Source organism: Phaeodactylibacter luteus (genome assembly GCF_007993045.1).
Taxonomy (GTDB): Bacteria; Bacteroidota; Bacteroidia; order Chitinophagales; family Saprospiraceae; genus Phaeodactylibacter; species Phaeodactylibacter luteus.
This window is the reverse complement of sequence record NZ_VOOR01000032.1, coordinates 1-21,662: the sequence shown is the minus strand read 5'-3', so window position 1 is coordinate 21,662 and position 21,662 is coordinate 1. Positions and strand designations below refer to the sequence as shown.

The window sequence follows — 21,662 nt, the reverse complement described above, 5'->3', positions numbered from 1 at the left end:
CTGGAAAAAGCAGTGCCGGAGCACTGCGCTGGCTCTTTTATTCTGGACAGTCGACCCTTAAGTCCCAAAGAGTGCCGCTAAAACAGCCGGATATATATACCTCCACGGTGCGGCTTACGCTAGGGTCATAGTTGAGTGTGAGTATTCCAGCTCCGCTCACAAAGCCATCCATGACATCGCAATTGGGGATGCGCACTGCATCAGAAAACAGTGAGCCCGTAGATGCTACCCAATCTCCATTATAGCGGATATCCAGCCGGTCGCGGATACTATACATTTCGTACAGGAAACGAGCTTCCCCTTTTTTCTCGCCCAAATCGAAAGTCCGTACGGTAATGCCTACACTTCCACTTATAGCGGAGTCGCAATCGCCAGCAGGCTGTACAGAGGTCAGGGTACTGTATACCGGAGACACATTGCCATTGCAATCCTCTATAGAAAACACAAGGTCGAAATCCCCTTCTTGTACAAATTTGGGGATAAGTATTTCGAAAAAGGGCTGACCTGAGCTCGGGTCTTGAATAAGGCGGGTTTCCCAGTAATTATTGGCTCCGTCTACCTGCAGGAAGACCTTGCAAACGTCATTGGTGTCGCGTACTGTGTAAGGTATGAACAAAAGTACGCCGGCACTGATCTCTACCGCTTCAGGGTGGCTTACGATCAGTGCGTTGCCCTGCCCTGTCCCTGAAGGCATCTCCCCTTCGATGTTCTGCCCATCGAGGCGGAGCGCCCTACAAAGCATATCCAGTTGTTTTTCTGGTGCGAGGCCATATTCAAGGCTATCCGTTTCTTCTTTTTCACAAGCGCTAAATGCGAAAACAGTCATCATTATCAAAATGATGTAACCTATATTTTTCATGGGGTTTAGTTTATTGCAATGAAGAAAGTCAGGTCAACTGTAACCGTTCGGTAGTTGCTGAGCTCGCTCTGGAATATCTCTCCTCCAATGTTAGCCCTCAGCTCGAGGGTAGCCCCGTTGCCGATCAGGCACCCTCCGCCGATCAGAAAGTCTGTAGTAGAATCGGCCATTATGCTTGGCGCTAAGCCAGAGCGCTCCTTGGATGTGTTTTCGAAACCACCATTCAGAGCGTTATCGCCAGACTGAGAGCGCTCCAACAACTGGCTTTTGGCACTGCTGATGTGCCGGGTGTAGGCAACCCCCATAGTCGCAAACCAGTTCCACCCCCAAGAGACTTGGAATGGGACCATTGCATAGTGATGGCGGTACGTCTCTTTATAAAAAGTAACATCCGTATACCCTTTTGTTGGTATGTGTTCCATTTGGAAGTGATTGACAAGGCCTCGCTGAAGGTATTGTATGCCAGCCATGAACCCCAGCTTTTCCAGTGGGCCTTCCCTAAATGGATAGTACCGGGCCCGAAGCCCGGCTGTCCCAAAAAACAGTGGCTTGATACTGCCCTCAAATGTGGTCCCTGATTCAGAGACACTGTGAAATGATCGGTAATGATCAACTAATTCACCGTATGGCAAGCTAGCTGTACCCCCGAGCGCAAGATCGAGGTTGAATTCGCCTTGGGCTAGCCCGGGCGCAGCGGTAAGCATCGACAGTGCTAAAATACGCTGCCACAAGTGCATTCGTAAAAAGTAGTGCATCATAATAAATTGGGGTTTAGTGGGCTATGATCGCCCAAAAGTGGTTTAGTCTACTTCAATACTGAACGCTCCTTCCATGAGCCCGGTCTCGCCAAAGGTATCAGCCGAAGGCAGGGAGAACGTTGCTTCCAATAACTGGCTGTCATCTCGGGTTATGGTAATGGAGCCTTGTTGAGGGCTAGAGGGGCTATAAAAATAGCCTATAGCGTATAGGCTATCGGAGGATTCATAGTCGGTATATAAAAGAGTGAATACCCCTCCCTCTGCTACTGATCCGGCATCTAAGAGTGGGTAAGTGCCTGGCCCAGAATAGTTGAGGATAGAGCCGGAAAATACCTCTGATGGGAGAAGGCTGCCTGTTTCTACTCTGCCTATGCTAAAAGACAGCAAGTCAAAATTGAATGTGTCCAGCCCGCTATTAGTCAGCAATGGCATATCATCGTTTGAAATAGTGGCGCTTCCATTGCCCTCAAACCCATATCCCTGCCCTTGGAAAGAAAAACTACAGGAAGCTTTTGTTTCTGTAATTGGGCCAGACGTAGGGGGGGGATCATCATTAGGGGTGCATGCAGACAAGCCTGCACATGCCGCTAAAATTATGAAAAGGCCATATTTGAAGGAAAAAGGCTTCATTCTTTTCGGTTTAAGGTAAGGAGCAAGCCACTCAACAGGTGATGTTCAGATTCTATGCAAGGAAAGTACCCTCTTCTGCTCTGTTTTCCAATCACACAAAACCAGTATTATTACCAGCTGTCCGCTTGTTTTTTATCGAAACACCCTTCTACTTTAAGCCCTTCTGCCGCCTCCGCCTCTGCACAGTAACGAGTTAATATTCATTCTATCTTTTTCTGCTAAATTGCTGTTTGCCAAAATTTTAGGGCAATAATGCCTCAGAACAAAGGGAATACGCTATATTTCAGCATTGTATCAAGCAGTCTTTTGCCCAATGTATTTTACTGAAGCACGCTTTCTTCGTGATGTCAAACAGACCGGGGAAAGAAAAATTTATCAAAAGGCCTTGCTCTCCTTTTGTAGGTACTCTGGTATCCCTCAAAAGGCACGGCGAGTACTTTACCGGCTAAAGTGCCGCCCAGAAGATGCAGAAGAAATAGTACAAGATGCGACAGTGATCATGGTAAAGGCGGTGCAGACCGGGGCCTATGAAAGCCGCAGTAAGCTCAGTACCTATTTTGTGGGGGTCTGTAAAAACTTGCACGCCAACAGGGGCAGAGCCCAAAAGAATAAGCCGCCCCACCTGCCGCTTGAACCTATAGCTGCCCTGGCAGTGGCCGATGGCCCCACATCAGAGACGGAACACCGGCTTGATCAACACGTACTAGACGAACTGGTAAGCAGTCTGCTTGCCTTGCTGAGCGATCGTTGTCAAAAAGGGCTGGAGCTTTTATACCTCAGCAACTATTCTTTAGAACAAATCGGGGTTGAGCTAGGCTATAGCAGCTATGACAGTGCTAAGTCGGGCTTGCATAAATGCCTGAATAGACTGCGGAAATACGTAAGGGAGAATGCTGCTGCAGCTCAATTCATCAAACAATTTTTATGAAAGAGCTGCTCCGGATCAGGAAATACCTCAACGGGGATATGACTGCCCAGGAATTAGAGACCTTCAAGTCAGAATTGGCACGAAGCTCAGAGCTCCGTGCCCAGGTAGCGTTATACCAACTGGAACAGCAGCTGATATCTACGGTAGCAGGAAAACGGATAGCGGCAGACGTCAGCGAAGCCTACGCCCAGGCCGGAAACAGCAAGCAGGGGTACTGTCTATGGTGGGCAGTGGCGGCGGTTGCCCTACTCTTAGCCGCTATGTTTTTTCTTTATCGTGGGGTGGCCCTGCCCGCTCCTGATGCCAGAGCGCTGGCCATAGAAGCCTATGAGGGCGCGCCTCTTACGCTGTCATCTGTTCAAAGGGGAGATAGTGCTACCATTGGCTTCCTCTCCGCTGACGTTGGGCTACAGTCCTACGAGCAGCTCAAAACCCTCAATAAGGAGGAGCTCCAAGCGCTAACGTCTATGCTGTTAGATAAAGCGGCACAATCCGGCCAAGCGCACAATACAAGCTACCTTCTTGGGCACCTCTACTTTTTGAGCGGAGATTTCCAGGCCGCAGCCCAATCCTTTGGCCAAGTCGCCGGACATGCACAGCCCGGCGACAGCCTCCGCTCGTTTGCGGAATTCTTTCAATGGCTCAGTTTGCTCGCACAGGACCATCATCAGGAAGGCGCCCAAATACTTGGGCAAAAACTCCTTTCCAGCCCAGGGCACCGCTTCCATCATGAAGCACGTGAGCTGTATTTTCAAATATTCACAGATGAAAGATAGCTCTCTCCTAAGGCTTCTGCGCAGCCTGTCGCAAAGCGAAATCATCAGCCTTCGCCGCCACTTGAGCAAAAACTACCCCACTCATAACCGCCTGCTCGGCGCATTGCTTTTATATAAGCCCGATTTCTCTCCTGAAGCAATGGATGATCTGCTGATTTTCCAGCATACCTTCCCAGGCCGCCCCAACGATAAACAAAAACTGAACACGGCTAAATACAAGCTGAAAAGCATCATCGAAGACCAAATCGTATTCCGGCAGCTCAAAGCCTCCCCTATTAGTTACCATCATCTGCTGCTGAAGGCTATGGCTGTCAGGCAACAGCCCTTCCTTTGGCAGGAATATAACGCCTTGTTATCCCATCATCTTCAGCAATCTGTACATCAGATAGAGCAGTATTGGTGGCGTTTTCGCCAGCATCTTCGAGAGCAGTACAACCCAGATTCAAAGTCTAACACCCCTGATCAGCTTACACTTGACCAGCTCCACAGCGCACTGCTTAAAAACAACCTACTTTGGAAATTATTATTCAATATCGAAAGCCTTTCTTCTAAAGGGTTCAGGCACAACAGTACGACCCTTCTCGGGTTTACATCAGAAGAAGAAGCGCTGCTTAGCAGGGTGAGTTCCGAGGACCCCCTGCTGCTACTGTTGGCGCAGTTGTATGCTTGTTTCCGAGAGCAGACAACCTCAGCTCTAGTTGAGCCGCTCATTACCACATTTAAAAAGGTCTATGCCGATATCGGGCAGGCAGAGCGGCTTATCATCATCCGGTACATCAGTAATTATGCGATACAGGCTTACCTGCAGACAGATGATCAATTTCCGGGGGGGCTGCCTGATTTCTACTATTGGGCCTGCAGCCAAAAGGGGGCTTTTCCCAAAAGCAGCCCATTCAGCTACACGCTTTACCTCAACATCTATATCAGCGGCGTTCTTAGCGGGCACCAAATGCTGATCCAATTGCTTGAAGATAAGTACGAGGGACTGCTTCCTGTAAATTTCAAAGGTGACACCATCGCGCTTTGTCAAGCTTATGCCTTTTTTCATCGGCAGCAATATACCCAGGCCCATCAACAACTGCAGCTGATCAGCAGCAAAGTCAATGCAGATTTTGCCGTCCGCAGGCAGTCTCTTTTGCTCAGGACTGCATTAGAGCTCTACCTTTCAGGGCAGGAAGAACTGGAGAACCTGCAGAACCGTTGCCGAGCCTACCGTGCCTTTTTTCTGCGCAACACTCACGAGCTGCCAGATAATCGCTTACAGCGCTACCTCGCATTAGAGTATTTTATCACACGGCTGTTGGCGGAGCTCTTGCACTCCGCTAAGCCATCAAGGGGCAAGGCAGCCCTCTTGCAGGAGCTGTCAACTACCCCTTGCATGGCTAAGAAATGGCTGCTCGGCGTTTTTTATCGCCTACAGCCTGGCCTGAATACCCCCAAATGACCTACATCATCCCGCCTTCCGGCAAGATATCCGATATTTAGCCCTTCTTTTCTTCATCACGCAAAACTGCGAGCTGCACTATGAAAAAAATTGCTGTATTCACTTCAGGAGGGGATGCCCCCGGCATGAACGCCTGCATACGCGCTGTGGTGCGCACCGCTATCCACAAAGGCCATGAAGCCATTGGCATTTTCCGGGGCTATCAAGGGATGATCGAAGGCGACTTTCAGCCTATGTACCCGTATTCTGTCAGCAACATCATCCAACTGGGCGGCACCATACTGCGCTCTGCCCGCAGCAAAGACTTCCGCACACCTGAGGGGCGCGCCAAGGCTTATGCCAACCTGAAAGCCAACGATATTGACGGCATTGTAGCCATTGGCGGCGATGGCACTTTCACCGGTGCCCGCATTTTTATGGAAGAATACCCAGACATCAAAATGGTGGGCTGCCCGGGCACTATAGACAACGACCTCTTCGGCACGGACTATACCATAGGCTACGATACGGCCATCAATACCGCTATGCAGGCCATCGACAACATCAAGGATACGGCTAATGCCCACGACCGCCTCTTCTTTGTGGAAGTGATGGGCAGGGATGCGGGCTTCATTGCCATGAGCGTTGGCCTGGCCACCGGGGCAGAGGCTGTCTTAGTCCCAGAAAGCAAGACAGACATTCAGCAGCTCATACATACCCTCAATACCAACTATACCAATAAGAAAAACTCTAGTATCGTAGTAGTGGCAGAAGGGGACGATGCCGGGGGCGCGTTCAAAATAGCAGAGGAAGTGCAGAAGCATTGCCCTTACGAAACGAAAGTGACCATACTCGGGCACTTGCAGCGGGGCGGCCGCCCGACCTGTATGGAAAGGGTGAGGGCCAGCCGTATGGGCGTGGCCGCCGTACAGGCCCTGCTCGACGGTAAAAGCGGGGTTATGATAGGGGAGGTCAAGGGGGAGATTGCCTACACCCCTTTTAGCCAGGCTATAAAACACCACAATGCCATCAACCCTATGATGCTCGGTATGGTTGATATATTGTCCTGATCTCCAGCCTTGAATTTTCAAAACTGCCCGCATGAGCACCGCCATCGACCGAGCCTCCCTCAAGTTTAAGCAAAGCCTGGCCGTAGCCCTTTGGGCGGTGGGCATCATCTGGGCCATCCACCTGCTGCAGTTGCTCACCGGCCAGGACTGGGGCACTTGGGGCATCTACCCGCGCCGGGAGTTCGGCCTCAAAGGGGTGGTCTTCGCCCCCTTGCTCCACTCCGGCTGGAAGCACCTCCTGGCCAATACGCCCCCGCTGTTCGTCCTATCGGGGCTGTTGTTCTTCTTTTACCGGCGTGTAGCTGTGGCCAGCCTGAGCGCCATCTACTTGCTCACCGGGCTGGCGGTATGGGTGTTCGCCCGTGCCAATGCGTTCCACATCGGCGCCAGCGGCGTCATCTACGGGCTGGTCGCTTTCGTGTTCTGGTCGGGCATCTTCCGGCGCAACATCCGCTCCATTGTGCTGTCGCTCATCGTCGTGGTGTACTACGGCGGCATGTTCGCGGGGGTGCTCCCGTCAGATGAGCGGGTCTCTTGGGAAAGCCACCTGGCCGGTGCCCTCGTGGGCATTTTTGTGGCCTTCTGGTTCAAAAACAAGCAGGAGCCCGAAGACCGGCGCAAAAAATGGAGCTGGGAGGATGCACCTGAAGAGCCGGGCAGCTATTTTTTGGAAAGGGACGCTTTCCAAAAGACCAAAGCAGAGCGGGAAGCTGAAAAACGCGAAGGCGGGGGCTGGCATTCTACCGGGGTGTGGTAAGGGCAAAAAGGAGCGCCCGGCGTAGCAATGCACACTACAGTTTGCCGGGCGCAGCTTACACACTAACTTTTTCTGTACAAGCTCACGAGCAAGGCAGGTCTTAAGCTTTCTGGGCAATAGGCTGGCATTGGCCTAGCGCTGCGCAGGGGTGGCCGAAGGCCAGACCCGACGCCTGTAGGGCGAGGGGCCGAGCGGACAGCGAGCCCCGCAGCATAGCGGCACCTGCCTGCTGGCCCCCTCCTTGCGGCAGGGGCAGGCCCCTGCCGCGAAGCAGTCTGGTCAGGCAAAAACAAAAACGACAATCTGGTTTGGGCCCGGGCCGCCTCAGTCGTTTTCGGCTCCAGCCTGAATCCAAATTTCCAGCTGCCGAAGCTCACAAGCTGAAAGGCCTGTGCCTGCCGGGGGCATAGGGGCATAGCCCGAGAGGCGAGCTGCTGCACCCCACAATTGGCCATTATCTACTTGCTCCTTTATCCGTTCATAGCTGTCTAGCCTTATGCCCCCGCTTGGGCTCCCGCCCTGATGGCAGCCTTGGCATTGCGATTGTATGAGCGGGACTATATTGGCACTGAACCGGACGGCAGAGGTATCACAGGCTGCCTCGCAGTACAAGTCTTGTGCCCCCTGCTCTATCCATTTGAGCAATAAGGCTTTTTCTTCAGCCGATAAAGGTGCCCGGGGGGCTGGCGGCATACGGTCTTCCGGGTCGCTATCAAATAGCACCTCATAGATTTCACTTTCTGTGGGGTTGTTCAACCGGATTTCCCCAGTGCTGCGCACATAGTCATAGCTCGTAAGGATCACCCCGTCTCGGCGGGAAGCCACATCGTGGCAGCCCGACATGGCGCAATTGGATACCAGTATGGGCAACAATTGCTGCTCAAAGTATACAGAGTCAGGGTCGCAAACAGGGCCTTCCCCTACTGTGGGGGTAGTGCCCCCTGTGCCATCAGGGCTGTTGCCGTTTCCGACAGTGATGGGCTCGCGTTGGCAGCTGAGAAGGGAAAACAGGGCCAGCGCCGTACTTGCGAGCAGTTTAAATCGTTTTTTCATCATACTTTTAATTTTATCTTGGCAGGCGAGCTGCCCCAATTGGATAATGTGGGGGGTCAAAAAGGGCGTTTGGGCTTGTGCACCTGGAATACCCTCGACAAGTTGAAGCCGAACTGTAGGTCGCCTTGCAGCCAAGATCCATTGGGCTCGGCAATAAAAGCACGCTCGTTCATACCGCTGGTATTTGAAAAGTGCAATTGGAAAACATGCCCTCCGGTCTCGATGTCCACACCGATAGAGAGCGGATTGTAGGCCCAGCTGTTTGGAAAGCGGTTTAGGGCATGCGAATAATCAGCGACCAGGGCCAGCCTCTTGGTTATCTTAAACCGCCCTCCCACACCAAGCGCGAGCAGTTGGTTGGGCTGTAGCCGGTTTTCTACTAAATTGCGGTGCACCAGTGTGGGGGCCAATTGGAGCGTAAGGCGCTCGCTGAATTTCCGCCCGATGATCACCTGATGGTAATAAGCCATCCTGCGGGCCGCAGTGGGCTCTACCTCCGCTTGAGCAAATGGGTTTTCGAGCCCATTGTACGTCACTCCGCTCACGCCGATCAGCGCAAAAGGGAACGGGCGGCTGCCCGCTTTCTGGGATAGGATACGCCACTTTACAAAGCCGTCCAGCTCCTTGAGATAGGTAGACCGGCCCACACCTACCGTCAGGTTGGGCGTGAGGCCGTAGTCAAACCCCATGCGCATAGCAGCCTGGTCGAGCCCAAAAAACTGCTGATACCCTTGATTGATGCGCCCAAAACGGTGCAATATCCGGAAATCCAACACGCCAGCTCCTATCATTTCCATACTATGGGCATTGATGGCCCGGCTGCCCTTGAACGCGTTGGTCACCACCTCCGTTACAGGCTCTTCCTCTATCAACTCTAGCAGGCTTTCTTCCTGTGCAGCTGCGGTGCGCGCGAGAAGCATGCCCGTGAGGATAATCCATAAGTATTTCATCGGTCTACTTTTTAAATGGGTCCAAATCTCCTTGGATGGCTATAGCAACCACCTCCGCTACCTTGCTGCCTACTACACTGGGGATGCGTATGCCATAGTCGGCCAGCGCAAGCTCAATGTCAGACTCCAGCCCTATCTGCTGGCCTTGCGCTCTGGAACGCAGTAGCCCTTTGGCCACTACTTCCTTCGAAACGCCGTGTAGGGCCATCACCCCTTTGACGGTCACCGGCCATTCGCCTCCTTTTTCCAGTGCTTTCCGCTCAGGCAGGTTCAGCACCTTCCCTTTGAAGTGTGCTTTGGGGTATAGGGAGCTCTCCACGTAGTTCTCATTAAAGTGCTCCTGCATCAGCGCGTTTTTAAATTGAAACCCTTTCATCAATACAGCCCATTCCATCTGCCCGCTCCCCAGGTCAAGCACACAGAGGGCCTGCCGGTTTATGGCTTTGATCTCTTCTACATCGTCCATTGCCCCTTCCGCATCGAAGGCGACTGTGCCTGCGCGGGTGAAGAAACGCTCTTGGGTATGCCCGGTACTATGGGAAGCGCACAGCAACAGCACCCCCATCAGGCAGCTAAATATCTGGTACATACTATTCTTATTTTGGGGAGGCCTTCCCCTTGGTTTTACAAAACTCCTGCATGGCCCCTTTGGCTATGCCAGTGGCAGAGCAGGTTTTAATTGTTCGGCGCGCCATCTGCCACCCATTGGCGGATGAGGGCTATCTCGCAGGCAGAGAGCTGCCCGCCATTGTCTGGCATAGGGGGATAACCCTGCTCGTGGGCTACTGTGCCGGCCAAGCTGCCATTGTCTGCAATGGTTTTCATGCCAGTGTAGGTTGAGGTGACAACACCCGCTGAGGGCGCACCTGTACTGTGGCAGCCATTGCACCAGCTCGCCATGATCGGCTGTATGTCTTGGGCGAAGGAGACTGCGGCGGTGCTGCAGTCTGCAGGCTCGCAGGTGGTGTTCCGTGCCCCTTCCTCTATCCAAAGTGCGATCGTCTGTATGTCTGTAGCAGAGAGCATGCGGTTTGGGGCAGGGGGCATACGCTCTTCCCCCAATGGCTCGAGCAATACGTTGTACACCTCGCTTGCGCGGAAATCGCCAGGTACAATCCCTTTGCGGACAATCTGCTCGTAAGCGGTCAGGTCATAACCTTCCTCTCGGTCTATGCTGTTGTGGCAGCCGCTCTGCGTACAGTTCGATACAAAAATTGGGAGCACTTCAGACTCAAAACAGACCCCAGATACCGGCTGTAGGTATTCAGCACTGCAACCGCATAGCACCGCTGTGCATAAGATGCTGTAAAACATTTTTTTTATCATGACTAAGCGCGTTTTTGATTCCTGTAGTGCAAAGGTGGGGCCGCAGCACAGTATATACAATTACGATTTTATCGCTTTGTCAAGGCAGGAAAAAGCAAAAAAACCAATAATAAAGGCTTTTATCCCATGTAAATAGCTGATTTGTCAATCAAGAATATTTCTATATAGATACATATATTGTATGAAATGGGCACTCAGAGGGGATAGCTGGCTGCTAGGGCCAACCGAATGGCACCTTCATCCCCGCACTCCACGTAATCCAGTACAGGCACAAGCCATATTGATGTTTTGGGGCCTGCCCCTGCCTGAGGGCAGGAGCCGCTACGTTCCGGGGCTCGCTGCCCGCTCGGCCCTATCGGGCTTGCACACCCCTACACATCGCTAGGCCGATGCCAGCCTTCAAGCCAGGCGGCATTCAGCGTGCAAAGCATTAGGGCCACCCCAGAAAAGCCCGGGAGCAAAGCCAATGCTTGCTCCCGGGCTAGCTGCCCCCATAAGGCGGCCAGAGGGCTGCAGCATTAGCAGCCGTCCCAGGGGCCTTCCTTGCTGACATGGAAAAATTGATGCCCCGCCAGCTGATAGAGCCCGCCGCCTCCGCCGACCCACAAGCGCCCCTGCTGGTCTTCGAATATGGTTTGTACTGCGCGGACCTCCAGCCCATGCTCTGGGCCATACTGAATGTAATGCTTGCCGTCGAAACGGAAAAGCCCTTGCCCTTCCACGCCGAACCACACTTCGCCATCCCGGCCAGCTAAAGTGGCCCAGACTTCCTTGCCCCCGAAATCGGCCTGCTCTGCATAATTCGTAAAATGCTGCCCATCGAAAGCGCTGAGCCCCCCGAACATGGTCCCCAGCCAAAGCCGGCCCTCCTTGTCGAAGGAAAGGCTCGTCACGCCTTCGTCCGGCAGGCCGTCCGATTTGGTGAAGCGGGCATACTCCGCACCATCGTAACGGAACAGCCCCGCATCCTGAGTGCCAAACCACAGGCTGCCATCGGGCCCTTCGGCTATGCTCCAAACGGTACGGCCCTCCATGCCAGGCGCAGCCACAGCGGTAAAGCCATTGCCCTCCCAACGGGCCAGCCCTTGCTCTGTGCCTGCCCAGATATTGCCCCTGCTGTCCTCAAAGACGCTCCATGCCCAGCTGTGAGGCAGGCCGTCAGCTTTGTCAAAATTCAACCAGGCCCGCCCGTCGTAACGGGAAATGCCCCCGTTGGTCGCCAGCCAGATGTGCCCGTTCCGGCTTTCCACGATGCTCGTCACTACGGGGCCGCCCAGGCCTTCGTCTACGCTGAAGTACTGAAGGGCCTCCCCGTCGTAGCGCGCCACGCCATATTTATTGGTAGCAAACCAGTGGTGCCCCTTTGAGTCCTGATATACCCGGCGGACATACTCCCCAATCTGGCTATCCTTTTCGCGGGGGAGGGGCGCCTGCATCTGAAATACATGCAACAGATCGTTGTTGGGCAGGCAGGCGCCCCCATTTTGCTCCCCTTTCACCGGGTAGGGCAATGCTTCCTGTCCGGTGCAGCCCGGTGGCAGCAGGAGGGCAAGCGCCAGGCAAAGGGCCATCAAAAGCGGCCGCTGTACACGGCTGTACTGCTTCTCCGCTGTGCCGATTTCTTTCCTCATGTTTTTTTTAGGTAGTCGTTCCATAATCTTTAGGTTAATGTTTTCACAAAACTACCCGCAAGGGCCAGGGCAGGCACGAATTCCGTGTAAATTAGTGTAAACGAAACTGTAAAACTATCTGAATGTGTGCTATTTACAACCTTTTGCCCTGAGCCGGTTTTCTGCCCGGGCCGCCTTCATCGCCAGCCTGATTGCCCTTTCAGCCCACAGCTTTGCGCTGTACGCCCAAGCTGCGGGGCCCGTGCAAACATCGATCGCATTGCGCATGGTGGGCCATGAGCTGCTGCTGAGCACGGGGGACAGCACCTCCCGCGTTATGCCCGTGGTGCAAGAGGAGCCACAGCGCTACCGTTTATCCTTTGCGGCCCCCTTTGCTTTCGAGCCCGGGAGGCTTGCGGCAGTGGTGGAGGCATCTGCACAAAAGGCCGGGCTCACAGGGCCTTACTTGGTGGAGGTAGCCGTGTGCGGGGAGCAGGAAGCCGTCTACGGTTTCAAGGTTGGGCAATCGGAAGCTTCAGATATCATCCCCTGCCAAGACCGCCTGTTGCCAGAAGATTGCTACGCCCTGCTATTTACCTTTCCGGAAACGGGCTACTCCACTGCAGCGGTGAAGGGTGCGAGCACAGCCGGCAACTTCGCCAAAGCCCTGCTGCCCCTTGCCCTAGCGCTGATGGGGTGGCTGTACTGGCGCGGGCGGCCCATTAAGGGCTTGTTTGGATTTCGCACTTCGGGCGGGGTCCGCTCCAAAAGCGAAACCTCAGCAAGGTCTAGCCTTACTGCAGGAACTGCTGCTGCCGAGCCCAATCTGGGCAATTTCCATTTTGACCCTGAGCAGCTGCTGCTAGCCTTCAACGGGCAGCGCACGGAGCTGACCGGCAAAGAAGCCGCGCTACTGCAAGTGTTGCACGCCTCTCCCAATCAGACTCTGGAACGGGATGTGCTGCTGCAGGCCGTGTGGGGGGACGAAGGCGGTTATGTAGGCCGCACCCTGGACGTTTTCATCTCTCGCCTCCGCAAAAAACTGTCTGCCGACCCTGAGGTGAAGATTGTCAATATCAGGGGCGTAGGCTACCGGCTGCAGGCTCCGGCTGTACCGCCCACAGGTTTTCCGGGCTCTGCTCCTGATTGACACTGCCTCTTGTTTTCTACTTAGGTTTTCCAAAAGCGGGGGGCGGCATTTTGCCATGTGCGCTGGGAGTTGCCACGCCCAGGCTTAGCTTCAGGATGGCGCCGGACTAGCGCTGCGGAGGGGTGTAAGCCCGGTAGGGCCGAGCGGTCAGCGAGCCCCGCAGCATAGCGACCCCTGCCCTCAGGCAGGGGTAGGCCCCTTCTAACGGCAAGTGGGAGATAGGTGCACTTAGTGCTTTATGTGGCTGGCGCGAATGCCGGGCTCGGATGGGCAAGGCGGTTGGTTGTCTATGGCTGTTGCCAAATTTTGTCAGGGGATTTTTTGTGCAGGTGGAATCAAAGGTGTATTTTGACAATGTTTAAGCGATGACGTACGGTCTGTCCATCGTAGGGGTCTGTTTTGGGAAAAGCCTCTGCGACTTATGGTCGGCGAAGCCGTTCAGGCAATTGGCACCTTTGCTCTAGGCACATCCGATGGGGGGCTTGATTTTTAGTTTTATATGTTTTATATTGCGTTTATTTAAAATCAATTGTGTTTTTTGTGGAAACAGCGGCTTCTCCGGCTATCACCTTAAAATGCGTTGAACACCGCGGATCGCAGCGGTTGGCGGTCAGTTTTGCCTATGATCAAGCGTATATTGACCGTATCAAGCAGGTGCCGGGGCGCAGGTGGAGCGAGACTATGAGGTGTTGGCATATTCCGGTAGAGGAGCAGGCGCTTCAAGTATTTCGGGCGGCATTTCCATTTGTGGCTTTACCTCCTATAGGCGAATTCCGCACCGGGTTCACTCCCGATCAACCCGATAAGGCGGACGTACAAATTACTCCGGCGGCTGCGGGGAGCGAGCAAGCGCATAAGGCCGGCATATCAAGCCAAAAAGGCATTGAGTCTATCGAGCTAATAGGAGGACGTTTCGCGATACGGATGCGCTACACTAAAGAAGGGGTAGCATTCATGAAGTCATTGGTCCGCTCGTTTTGGCAGGAGGAAGATAAGGTATGGGTTTGCCAATTTTCGGAAGCCAATCTGAAGGATTTGCAGGCTTATTGTTCTTATTGGAGCGAGGAAGAATACGCTAAACTGGCAGAGCTGTTGGAAGTGCGTAATGCTAAGGAGTCGCAGAAGACGATGGCCGTTTGGCCCTTGAAGGGCAATCAGGAATGGCTGCGGGTATGGATACCCAATCACACGAGCGAGGCGATTGCCAGGATCAAACGCGTATCGGGCAGGCGCTATTCCCGCGCTAACGGTTGCTGGCTGATCCCTAACAATCAGCAGTTATTGGAGGGGCTGTCTGAAGAGATGCGGGCGATTGGCGTGGAGGTAGAGGTGCGCGGCAAGGTGCTCAATGTGCCGCTGAAGCGGAAAAGCTGGCCGGAGCGGCAATCTCACTTGCTAGACAAGCTAGACGGCCCGATGGCAGCGCTGGTCAAGGAGTACACGGATTTTCTGATTGGCATGCGCTACAGCTGGCAGACGGTAAAGACTTACACTTCGTTTTTCCGGCGGTTTGCAGAGGTTTTCGGGGTAGCGGAATTGCCTAATTTGGAGTATGCCAGCATTCAGGGTTACTTTAATGAGTTGGCAAAGGAAGACATCTCCTTGTCCACCTTGAATCAGTACATCAACGCGGTAAAGTTTTACTATGAGCGGGTGCTGAACCGGCCGCGCAAGGTATACGCGGTTAATCGTCCGAGGAAGCAGGACCGGCTGCCTAAGGTATTATCGAAAGGCGAGGTGAAGCGGATATTCAAGCAGCTCCACAATTTGAAGCACCGTTTGATGGTGTATTTTGCCTACAGCAGTGGATTACGGCTGAGCGAGGTTTGCTATTTAAAGCCAGAAGATGTAGATTTAGATCGCCTTCAGGTATTCATCAATAACTCTAAGGGCGGCAAGGACCGTGTGGTGCATTTGGGCGAGGAGATGATATGTCTGTTTGCGGAGTATATTCAGAAATACAAGCCTAAGGAATGGCTATTCGAAGGGCAGCAGGGCGGGGAGCCCTACTCCCCGCGCAGTTTGCAGGCAGTCTTCCGCCGTGCCAAGGAAAAAGCGGGCATCGACAAGCAGGCTACGTTTCATACTTTGCGGCATTCGTACGCGACGCACTTGCTAGAGACGGGTACAGATGTACGTTTGATTCAGGAGCTATTGGGGCATTCGGACATCAAGACGACTTTGCTTTACACGCATGTGAGCAAGCGGTCGTTGATGTCGGTGCGCAGCCCATTGGACAGTTTGTTTGATGGGGATGAGGAGGTTGAAAAGAGCAACAAATCCTCTCAATAGTTCGTATATAAAAGAGTTACCACACATACTGAAAAACCAACCGCACAGCCAAGCACATTTGGTTTTTTTGCCGAAACACAAGCCTATTCTAAAAAACCCAAAAGAGCTTGTCTTTTTCCAACGCTGCAATTTGGATAGTTCAAATAAAAAGTCTAATTTTGTTGCTTATAGTCAACAAGTAAAATACAGAATGAATAAAAGCATTATAAATGACCTTCTTACATCTCACGAGATAAACCTCATTGAGAAACATCTCATTTATGCTTTTATCGATAATAATAATTTAGAGACTTCAAAAAGCCCTATTATTTCAAACATTTTAGCCGATTTTAGCGTTGACCCAAAAATATATTTACTTGTTTCAACTCTCGAAATTAAGGACTTAAAACTATTAGAAAATTATCTTGAACTTTTAATCCCTAAAAATGACCGAAAAGTTAATGGTGCTTTTTTTACACCTACTTACGTTGTAGACTTTATTATTAAAGAAGTAGCTCCAAAAAACAATGACAAATGTTTAGACCCTAGTTGTGGTTGTGGCGCATTTTTAATTGGATTGGTGGAATATTACCAAAAGACTTTTAATAAAAGTGTTAAGAAAATCATCAAGGAAAACATTTATGGTTCTGACATTTTGGATTACAATGTGAAACGCTCAAAAATAATTTTATCACTTTTTGGATTATTGAACAATGAAATCATTGAAGAGTCTGACTTCAATATTTACAATCAAGATAGTTTAAAAGCTAATTGGAATAATAAATTTGAAATAGTAGTAGGCAACCCTCCTTACGTAAAATTTCAAGATTTGAGTGACGATAATAGGCTCTATTTAATTAATAATTGGAAAAGTATAGATAACGGAACATTTAATCTATATTTTGCATTCTTCGAGTTAGGACATAAATTATTGACTACAAACGGAAAGTTAGGCTATATCACACCAAATAATTATTTCACTTCTTTGGCAGGATTATCACTTCGTCAATATTTTTTACATAATAAATGTGTTACAAGAATTGTAGATTTTAGACATAAAAAAGTCTTTGACGCTCAAACATACACAGCTATAACTTTTCTTGATAATAAGAAAAATGAATCAATTTTGTTTGATAAAATTAAAGACGAACAGACTTGTTCAAACTTCTTAATTTCAGCTAATGGTTCTCCAAATTATTTAAAAAATCTTAACGTAAATAAATGGCGTTTATTAAAAACACAGGAGCAAGAAAATATTAGAATCATAGAAACCATTGGAACACCTATTAAGCAATTATTTAATATAGCTGTTGGTATTGCAACATTAAAAGACGAGGTGTTTTTTATAGATTCTGCAAACGAAAAAAATGGTTATCTTACTAAAACTACAGAAAACGGTACTTTTAAAATTGAAAAGGAAATAACTCGTCCTGTTTATAAAATTTCACAATTTAAAACACAGAAAGACATTGAAAATAATACTTTAAGAATTATAACTCCCTACCATACTAATAATAAAAGTGCAGTACCAATTCTTGAAGATGAGTTCATTTCAAAATATCCTAAATGCTACGAATACCTACTCTCAGAAAAGGAGAAGTTAGAAAGTCGTGGGAAAGGAAAAGAAGTGTTTACTCCTTTCTATTCTTGGGGTAGAACCCAAGGAATTACAAGGTTTGGAAAAAAAATATTAAACCCTACATTTAGTAAGCATCCAAGATTTTTATTTGTTCCAGAAGAAGATGCGTATTACACTAATGGATATGGGATATATTTTGACAGAGATAACTCAAACACTGTTTCGCTGTTTGAAGATGCTACTCACCCAATGTCAAAAGAAGAAAATATTTTGGTCGTTCAGAAAATCTTGAATTCAATTTTAATGGATTATTATGTAAGTAACACAAGTGTTTCTATTCAAGGCGGCTTCCCTTGTTATCAAAAGAATTTCATTGAAAAATTCACAATTCCTATTTTCACACAAGAAGAAATCAATACACTTAAAAGTCTAAATGATAAATTAGAAATTGACGAATTTTTAATTGAGAAATATCAAGTCAAAATTCAACTCCCAAACCTCGTTTCGTAGTTTGATAAAATATTGTTAGTAAAAGTTTCCCAAGACAATTCATCAATACTAGCAGTAGAACTTTCGTCTAATAGCCCGTCATTTATTAATTCTTGATTTGTACTATAAATTTTAGCCGGTGATTGTTCAAAATCAACAAGTAATAAACAAACTCTTTCGTATTTGTAATCTTCACGAGTATAATCTAAACGTCCATTAATTGCTTGAAAGGACTTTATATACTTTTCGACAGCACCTACTTTATCAATAAATTGAACTACATTATTATCCATAACTGCGGCATCATATTCTTTCACAGGAATCATATAGACTTCTCCTAATACCATTTTAGGGCATCTAACGTGTAGGTTTTGTGCTTCTGCAATAGTTCTTTCGTAAAGCGTATCAAAATTTTTAGCAAGTGAACTCATTTGACTACGAATATTTACAGAAATTGTACGTTCTGTATAATCTTTGCCATAATAATCAGTTGCTTCTCTTAAAATTCCTTCGGTCATTATTTCAGAATCGGGAATATAACCTTCAGGAGAAACGCAAACATCTTGATGCTTTTGTTTAATAAATCCAGCTAACTTTAGTTCAGGTTTTGAAGCACCAAGTGGAGGATGAATTCTATCAGGAGATATTCCTTTTCTAATAAAATCAGCTTTAACAGCTTCGTGTATAAAGTTGATTGGTCGAGAAGACCTAATCATTGCTTCTTTTGCTTTAATTCCACCTTCAATAATTGAAGTTTCGATTAGTTCTTTAAATCCATCAACTGCTTGTTGAATCGTTATCAAATTTGTCATTTCCAAAAAATTCTTTTAGTGATACTCCAAGTGCAACAGCGATTTTTTCAATATTGACAATTGAAATATTTCTTTGACCATTTTCAACACTCGCAATGTAGCTTCTATCTAAATCGGACGCATATGCTAAATCCTTTTGAGACATCTGCTTGACTTCTCTTAATTCTTTGATACGATTTCCTATTTTAGATTTTATTTCCACGAATGCAAAGTTGAGGATTTGTTGACTATAAATCAAAGACTATAAGTAACACTCTGAATAAAATCCAACGCTAAAAGCCATACACATTTGCAATTCGCAACAGCCGAAGCGAAAACCAAAAATTGCAAAAGAGTATGTCTTCGCCTAGGCTGACTCACAGACAGGACAAAAAAAGTACGTGTGGTAACAATGTGTATAAGCAATAGCGGGGAAAGTGCTAAATCAAAATTCATTACATTTAACTATATTTGTGCTTAACTGAACAGTAAGTGCATAAAATCCGCTACTGCTCATACACTAGACCGTTAGGTGCAACAATTTCAACACTTCTTCGTATCATAGTTGTATAACTTTTTAAGTCTGATTGTCTATGATATTTGAGTTACATTGCATTGATTCAAGAGATCGAACGCGCTTCAATACAGTTGAAAATTTATTGTATAGGTTATATGGATTAGGCAAACTTTGGAAAAAACCGAGAATAATTGAACAAGCTGGTACAATCACAGATGAAGAGTATGGTTTAATATTAAGAGCAAAGAAAATAGAAGCAGATGAGGAAACTGTAAAATCGAGCTATGGTTTGATAGTAGAAGGCGAATACGATTCGCTACAAAAATTCAGGTTAGATTTAGTTAAGTCATTAAAAGAAGAAAAGTTTGACTATATCTATATATTAAATGATGAAGTATCACATTTCATAGCATCAGAGCTATATCCAAAGTTGAATGAACTTGAAAACTTATTGAGGAAATATCTAGTATTATATTCAACCACGAAACTTGGACCTGAGTGGTGGAAAATGATGGCAGACAGTGATGTGGAAAAAAAAGTAAACCTCAGAGTGAATAACGAAAAGGATTTCTCAAAAAAGATTAAAATAGAGGGCAAAGAAGAGAGGCTTATTGAAAATCAAGCATTTCTAATTGATTTTGATGACTTAGGTAGCATGATTTATAAAAAGTCAGCTGGGTATTTAACTAAAGATGATATTGTTAATCAGGTCAACAATTTAACAACATTAGAGGATCTAGATAATTTTAAGAAAGATTTAAGGACTAATATAAAGAAATACTTTGTTGAATTTGAAGAAATTCAATTTCAAAAGAAATGGGAGTTTTTAAAAGCGATTAGAAATAAGATTGCACACAATAATTTATTTTCAGATGAGGATTTTACTCAGGGAAAAGAAGTAATTAGTGAGTTAGTGGATTTTTTGAGAGAGGCTTGTACCGATATTAGTGATTTAAAAATAAATGAAGACGAAATCGAACTGATTAAAGAAAGAATAGTTCAAACTAGTGAAAATTATACAAGTATCACGTTGAGTCAGCTAGCCGAAGAATTAGAGAAGACTAGAAGATGGGCAGAGAAAAATGATATCACCTATATTGGTTTGAAGAACTTTGCAACAAATATCTTAGGGCAAAAAGGCTATGATATTTCAAATACTTATGAGATATTAAATGGTTTGTCAGAGACAGGAGAGTTTATTAAAATATATGATCACAAAGATGAAAAAACAGGTTATTTAGTTAAAGCAATTGAAATATTAAAACCATTAGATAAATTAGTTAAATAGAATGCACCTAACAATGGCTACATGCCATGCCGGTAAAAATCTTCGAGAGGAAAATAGAGATGGAGAAACCCGCGCAGGCAGCAAAAGCCAAGCTGCGCCAATTTGGTCTTTTGCTGCCTGCGCTAGCATTTTTGAAACGGAACGAAAATGGTAAATTTAGAGTCCGGCACGTCACGTAGCCGGGCCGTTCTGCGCGATTATTGAATATTGAAAAATTATAATCTCTAGTTAAATTGAATAGTACATTTGGTAAAACATGAAAATGGATAACAAAAAATCAGAAATGAACTTCCCCAAATTTTTTTCTAAGCTTTTTAAACCGGAAACATTATACGAGTACTTTGGATTGGGGCTGATTGGACTTTGCATAAACTATTTGAACCAATCATTATCTTGGAGCTTCGAGAGTTTTGAAAGTGCAATTGTGAAGTTCACTATTTTTTCTTTAGCCTTTTTGTTTATATTATTCCTCTTTGCTAGAGGACTATTTAACAAGATTAAATCTTTACCTCCTTTCAAATTTAAGCGAAAAAAATGGCTGATTACTTTAGGAGAGGTTAATATTAAGTATCTAATAAGATATATTTTTTATATTTCTCTTTTTGTTTTATTCTCTACTCTTTTGTTAAGAGCTTCGTTTGACTTTTTCAACCGCTTAAATCTTAAAGCAATGGTTGATACCAGAAGTGAAAAGGAATATCCTCAAAGAGTATTAAATAGTAATCAAGACAAAGGAGGTAAATGGGCAGTTATCAATCTCATGAAATTAGATAATTTAGATGATGAATCGTTAGCTTTTGCTAATAACTTTCAAAATGATATTGAGATGGAAGTTCGAAAAATGAAACTTCCAATAAAGCCACTAGAAATATCACCAAAGGATTTAAATTTAGATTCTCTAAAAAAAGAATATGAAGGAGTTTACTTAATAAAAGGAACATATCATCAAAACAGTGCGGATGTTTATGTCGAAAGCTACTTAGATAATTCTTTTCTTTCTTCATTATTCAGTAAGTTAGATGAGCAAACTGCACATAAAATGGATAGTGTACTAAAGCTTACTAATATTGAAAAGTATAAAACTCTTGATTATCCTCCTATTACTCACGATTCTGACGATATGATAGTAGATAGTTACAATTTAAAATTAGGAGTACCAAACGAAATAAAATATTTAATTTATAGTACAATAGGTGACTATATAGTTAAGGATATTGCAAAAAAGACTAATAACAACAGTAAAGAGCTGATAGTGTCTAAAGCCAAATTTGGAGTTGATTTACTTCAGTTAGCCAAATTTAGAATACCCTATGAATTAAATTACTGGGGCTTTTCTCCTAAAGTGAGGTCAAATATAAACTTAGAAAAATTATATCGGAACCAAAGTAGTTTGTATTCATACTTGGCTAATAATGAGCTAGATGAATACATCGATAA

At 47.2% G+C, this 21,662-nt stretch carries 20 protein-coding genes; 10 read left to right on the top strand and 10 right to left on the bottom strand.

Annotated features, from left to right (window positions below; translation table 11 throughout):
* Positions 1 to 37 precede the first annotated feature (37 nt).
* The 3 genes from FRY97_RS14710 to FRY97_RS14700 are packed head-to-tail and all read right to left on the bottom strand — an operon-like array spanning position 38 to position 2,049.
* Positions 38 to 859 carry a hypothetical protein gene (locus FRY97_RS14710; RefSeq protein WP_147168316.1) on the bottom strand — a complete coding sequence of 274 codons (822 nt, stop codon included), beginning with the start codon at positions 857 to 859 and terminating at the stop codon, positions 38 to 40.
* Between the two features lie 5 nt (positions 860 to 864).
* A complete protein-coding gene (locus FRY97_RS22400; protein WP_170254666.1) occupies positions 865 to 1,617 on the bottom strand; it encodes a hypothetical protein in 753 nt (250 codons plus the stop codon).
* A 42-nt stretch (positions 1,618 to 1,659) separates the two neighbouring features.
* A complete protein-coding gene (locus FRY97_RS14700; protein ID WP_147168314.1) occupies positions 1,660 to 2,049 on the bottom strand; it encodes a hypothetical protein in 390 nt (129 codons plus the stop codon).
* A 511-nt stretch (positions 2,050 to 2,560) separates the two neighbouring features.
* Between FRY97_RS14700 and FRY97_RS14695 the strand changes: the two genes are divergently transcribed.
* The 5 genes from FRY97_RS14695 to FRY97_RS14675 all read left to right on the top strand — a co-directional run bounded on the left by FRY97_RS14695 (position 2,561) and on the right by FRY97_RS14675 (position 7,201).
* Positions 2,561 to 3,175, top strand: a complete 615-nt coding sequence (locus FRY97_RS14695; protein WP_147168313.1) for an RNA polymerase sigma factor — start codon at positions 2,561 to 2,563, stop codon at positions 3,173 to 3,175.
* The gene (locus tag FRY97_RS14690) at positions 3,172 to 3,951 is read left to right on the top strand and encodes a hypothetical protein (RefSeq protein WP_147168312.1); all 780 of its coding nucleotides are present in this window, start codon (positions 3,172 to 3,174) and stop codon (positions 3,949 to 3,951) included. Before FRY97_RS14695 ends, FRY97_RS14690 begins: the two co-directional genes overlap by 4 nt.
* Positions 3,941 to 5,395, top strand: coding sequence for a hypothetical protein (locus FRY97_RS14685; protein WP_147168311.1), 1,455 nt, complete (start codon positions 3,941 to 3,943; stop codon positions 5,393 to 5,395). Before FRY97_RS14690 ends, FRY97_RS14685 begins: the two co-directional genes overlap by 11 nt.
* An 80-nt stretch (positions 5,396 to 5,475) precedes the next feature.
* Positions 5,476 to 6,444 carry a 6-phosphofructokinase gene (gene pfkA, locus FRY97_RS14680; RefSeq protein ID WP_147168310.1) on the top strand — a complete coding sequence of 323 codons (969 nt, stop codon included), beginning with the start codon at positions 5,476 to 5,478 and terminating at the stop codon, positions 6,442 to 6,444.
* Between the two features lie 31 nt (positions 6,445 to 6,475).
* A complete protein-coding gene (locus FRY97_RS14675; RefSeq protein ID WP_147168309.1) occupies positions 6,476 to 7,201 on the top strand; it encodes a rhomboid family intramembrane serine protease in 726 nt (241 codons plus the stop codon).
* 324 nt (positions 7,202 to 7,525) lie between these two features.
* Here the strand turns inward: FRY97_RS14675 and FRY97_RS14670 are convergent, their stop codons facing one another.
* The 5 genes from FRY97_RS14670 to FRY97_RS14650 all read right to left on the bottom strand — a co-directional run bounded on the left by FRY97_RS14670 (position 7,526) and on the right by FRY97_RS14650 (position 12,161).
* On the bottom strand, positions 7,526 to 8,257 hold the full coding sequence (locus FRY97_RS14670) for a hypothetical protein (RefSeq protein ID WP_147168308.1): 732 nt from the start codon (positions 8,255 to 8,257) through the stop codon (positions 7,526 to 7,528).
* A gap of 53 nt (positions 8,258 to 8,310) precedes the next feature.
* Positions 8,311 to 9,204, bottom strand: a complete 894-nt coding sequence (locus FRY97_RS14665) for a DUF5777 family beta-barrel protein (protein WP_147168307.1) — start codon at positions 9,202 to 9,204, stop codon at positions 8,311 to 8,313.
* Positions 9,205 to 9,208: 4 nt separating this feature from the next.
* Complete coding sequence (locus FRY97_RS14660) at positions 9,209 to 9,793, bottom strand: YceI family protein (protein ID WP_246141740.1); 585 nt, start codon at positions 9,791 to 9,793, stop codon at positions 9,209 to 9,211.
* An 86-nt stretch (positions 9,794 to 9,879) separates the two neighbouring features.
* Positions 9,880 to 10,530, bottom strand: coding sequence for a c-type cytochrome domain-containing protein (locus FRY97_RS14655; RefSeq protein ID WP_147168306.1), 651 nt, complete (start codon positions 10,528 to 10,530; stop codon positions 9,880 to 9,882).
* A gap of 518 nt (positions 10,531 to 11,048) precedes the next feature.
* Entirely contained in the window at positions 11,049 to 12,161 is a 1,113-nt protein-coding gene (locus FRY97_RS14650) for a ligand-binding sensor domain-containing protein (RefSeq protein ID WP_170254665.1), read from the bottom strand.
* A gap of 124 nt (positions 12,162 to 12,285) precedes the next feature.
* Here FRY97_RS14650 and FRY97_RS14645 point away from each other — a divergent pair, with 124 nt between their 5' ends.
* From FRY97_RS14645 to FRY97_RS14635, 3 genes are all read left to right on the top strand, one after another.
* Positions 12,286 to 13,290: a winged helix-turn-helix domain-containing protein gene (locus FRY97_RS14645; protein ID WP_147168304.1), complete on the top strand. Its 1,005-nt coding sequence runs from the start codon at positions 12,286 to 12,288 to the stop codon at positions 13,288 to 13,290.
* A gap of 747 nt (positions 13,291 to 14,037) precedes the next feature.
* A complete protein-coding gene (locus tag FRY97_RS14640; protein WP_170254664.1) occupies positions 14,038 to 15,582 on the top strand; it encodes a tyrosine-type recombinase/integrase in 1,545 nt (514 codons plus the stop codon).
* 190 nt (positions 15,583 to 15,772) lie between these two features.
* Positions 15,773 to 17,650 (top strand): Eco57I restriction-modification methylase domain-containing protein, encoded by a 1,878-nt coding sequence (locus FRY97_RS14635; RefSeq protein WP_147168346.1) that lies wholly within the window; start codon positions 15,773 to 15,775, stop codon positions 17,648 to 17,650.
* Here FRY97_RS14635 and FRY97_RS14630 read toward each other — a convergent pair.
* Both FRY97_RS14630 and FRY97_RS14625 read right to left on the bottom strand, forming a co-directional pair.
* On the bottom strand, positions 17,626 to 18,441 hold the full coding sequence (locus FRY97_RS14630; protein ID WP_147168302.1) for a restriction endonuclease: 816 nt from the start codon (positions 18,439 to 18,441) through the stop codon (positions 17,626 to 17,628). The genes FRY97_RS14635 and FRY97_RS14630 overlap by 25 nt on opposite strands.
* Positions 18,407 to 18,643, bottom strand: coding sequence for a helix-turn-helix domain-containing protein (locus FRY97_RS14625; protein ID WP_147168301.1), 237 nt, complete (start codon positions 18,641 to 18,643; stop codon positions 18,407 to 18,409). The genes FRY97_RS14630 and FRY97_RS14625 overlap by 35 nt, the downstream gene beginning before the upstream one ends.
* A gap of 370 nt (positions 18,644 to 19,013) precedes the next feature.
* Here FRY97_RS14625 and FRY97_RS14620 point away from each other — a divergent pair, with 370 nt between their 5' ends.
* Together FRY97_RS14620 and FRY97_RS14615 are read left to right on the top strand one after the other, a co-directional pair.
* A complete protein-coding gene (locus FRY97_RS14620) occupies positions 19,014 to 20,225 on the top strand; it encodes a HEPN domain-containing protein (protein ID WP_147168300.1) in 1,212 nt (403 codons plus the stop codon).
* 262 nt (positions 20,226 to 20,487) lie between these two features.
* A partial coding sequence (locus tag FRY97_RS14615) for a hypothetical protein (RefSeq protein WP_170254663.1) occupies positions 20,488 to 21,662 on the top strand: 1,175 nt, incomplete at its 3' end.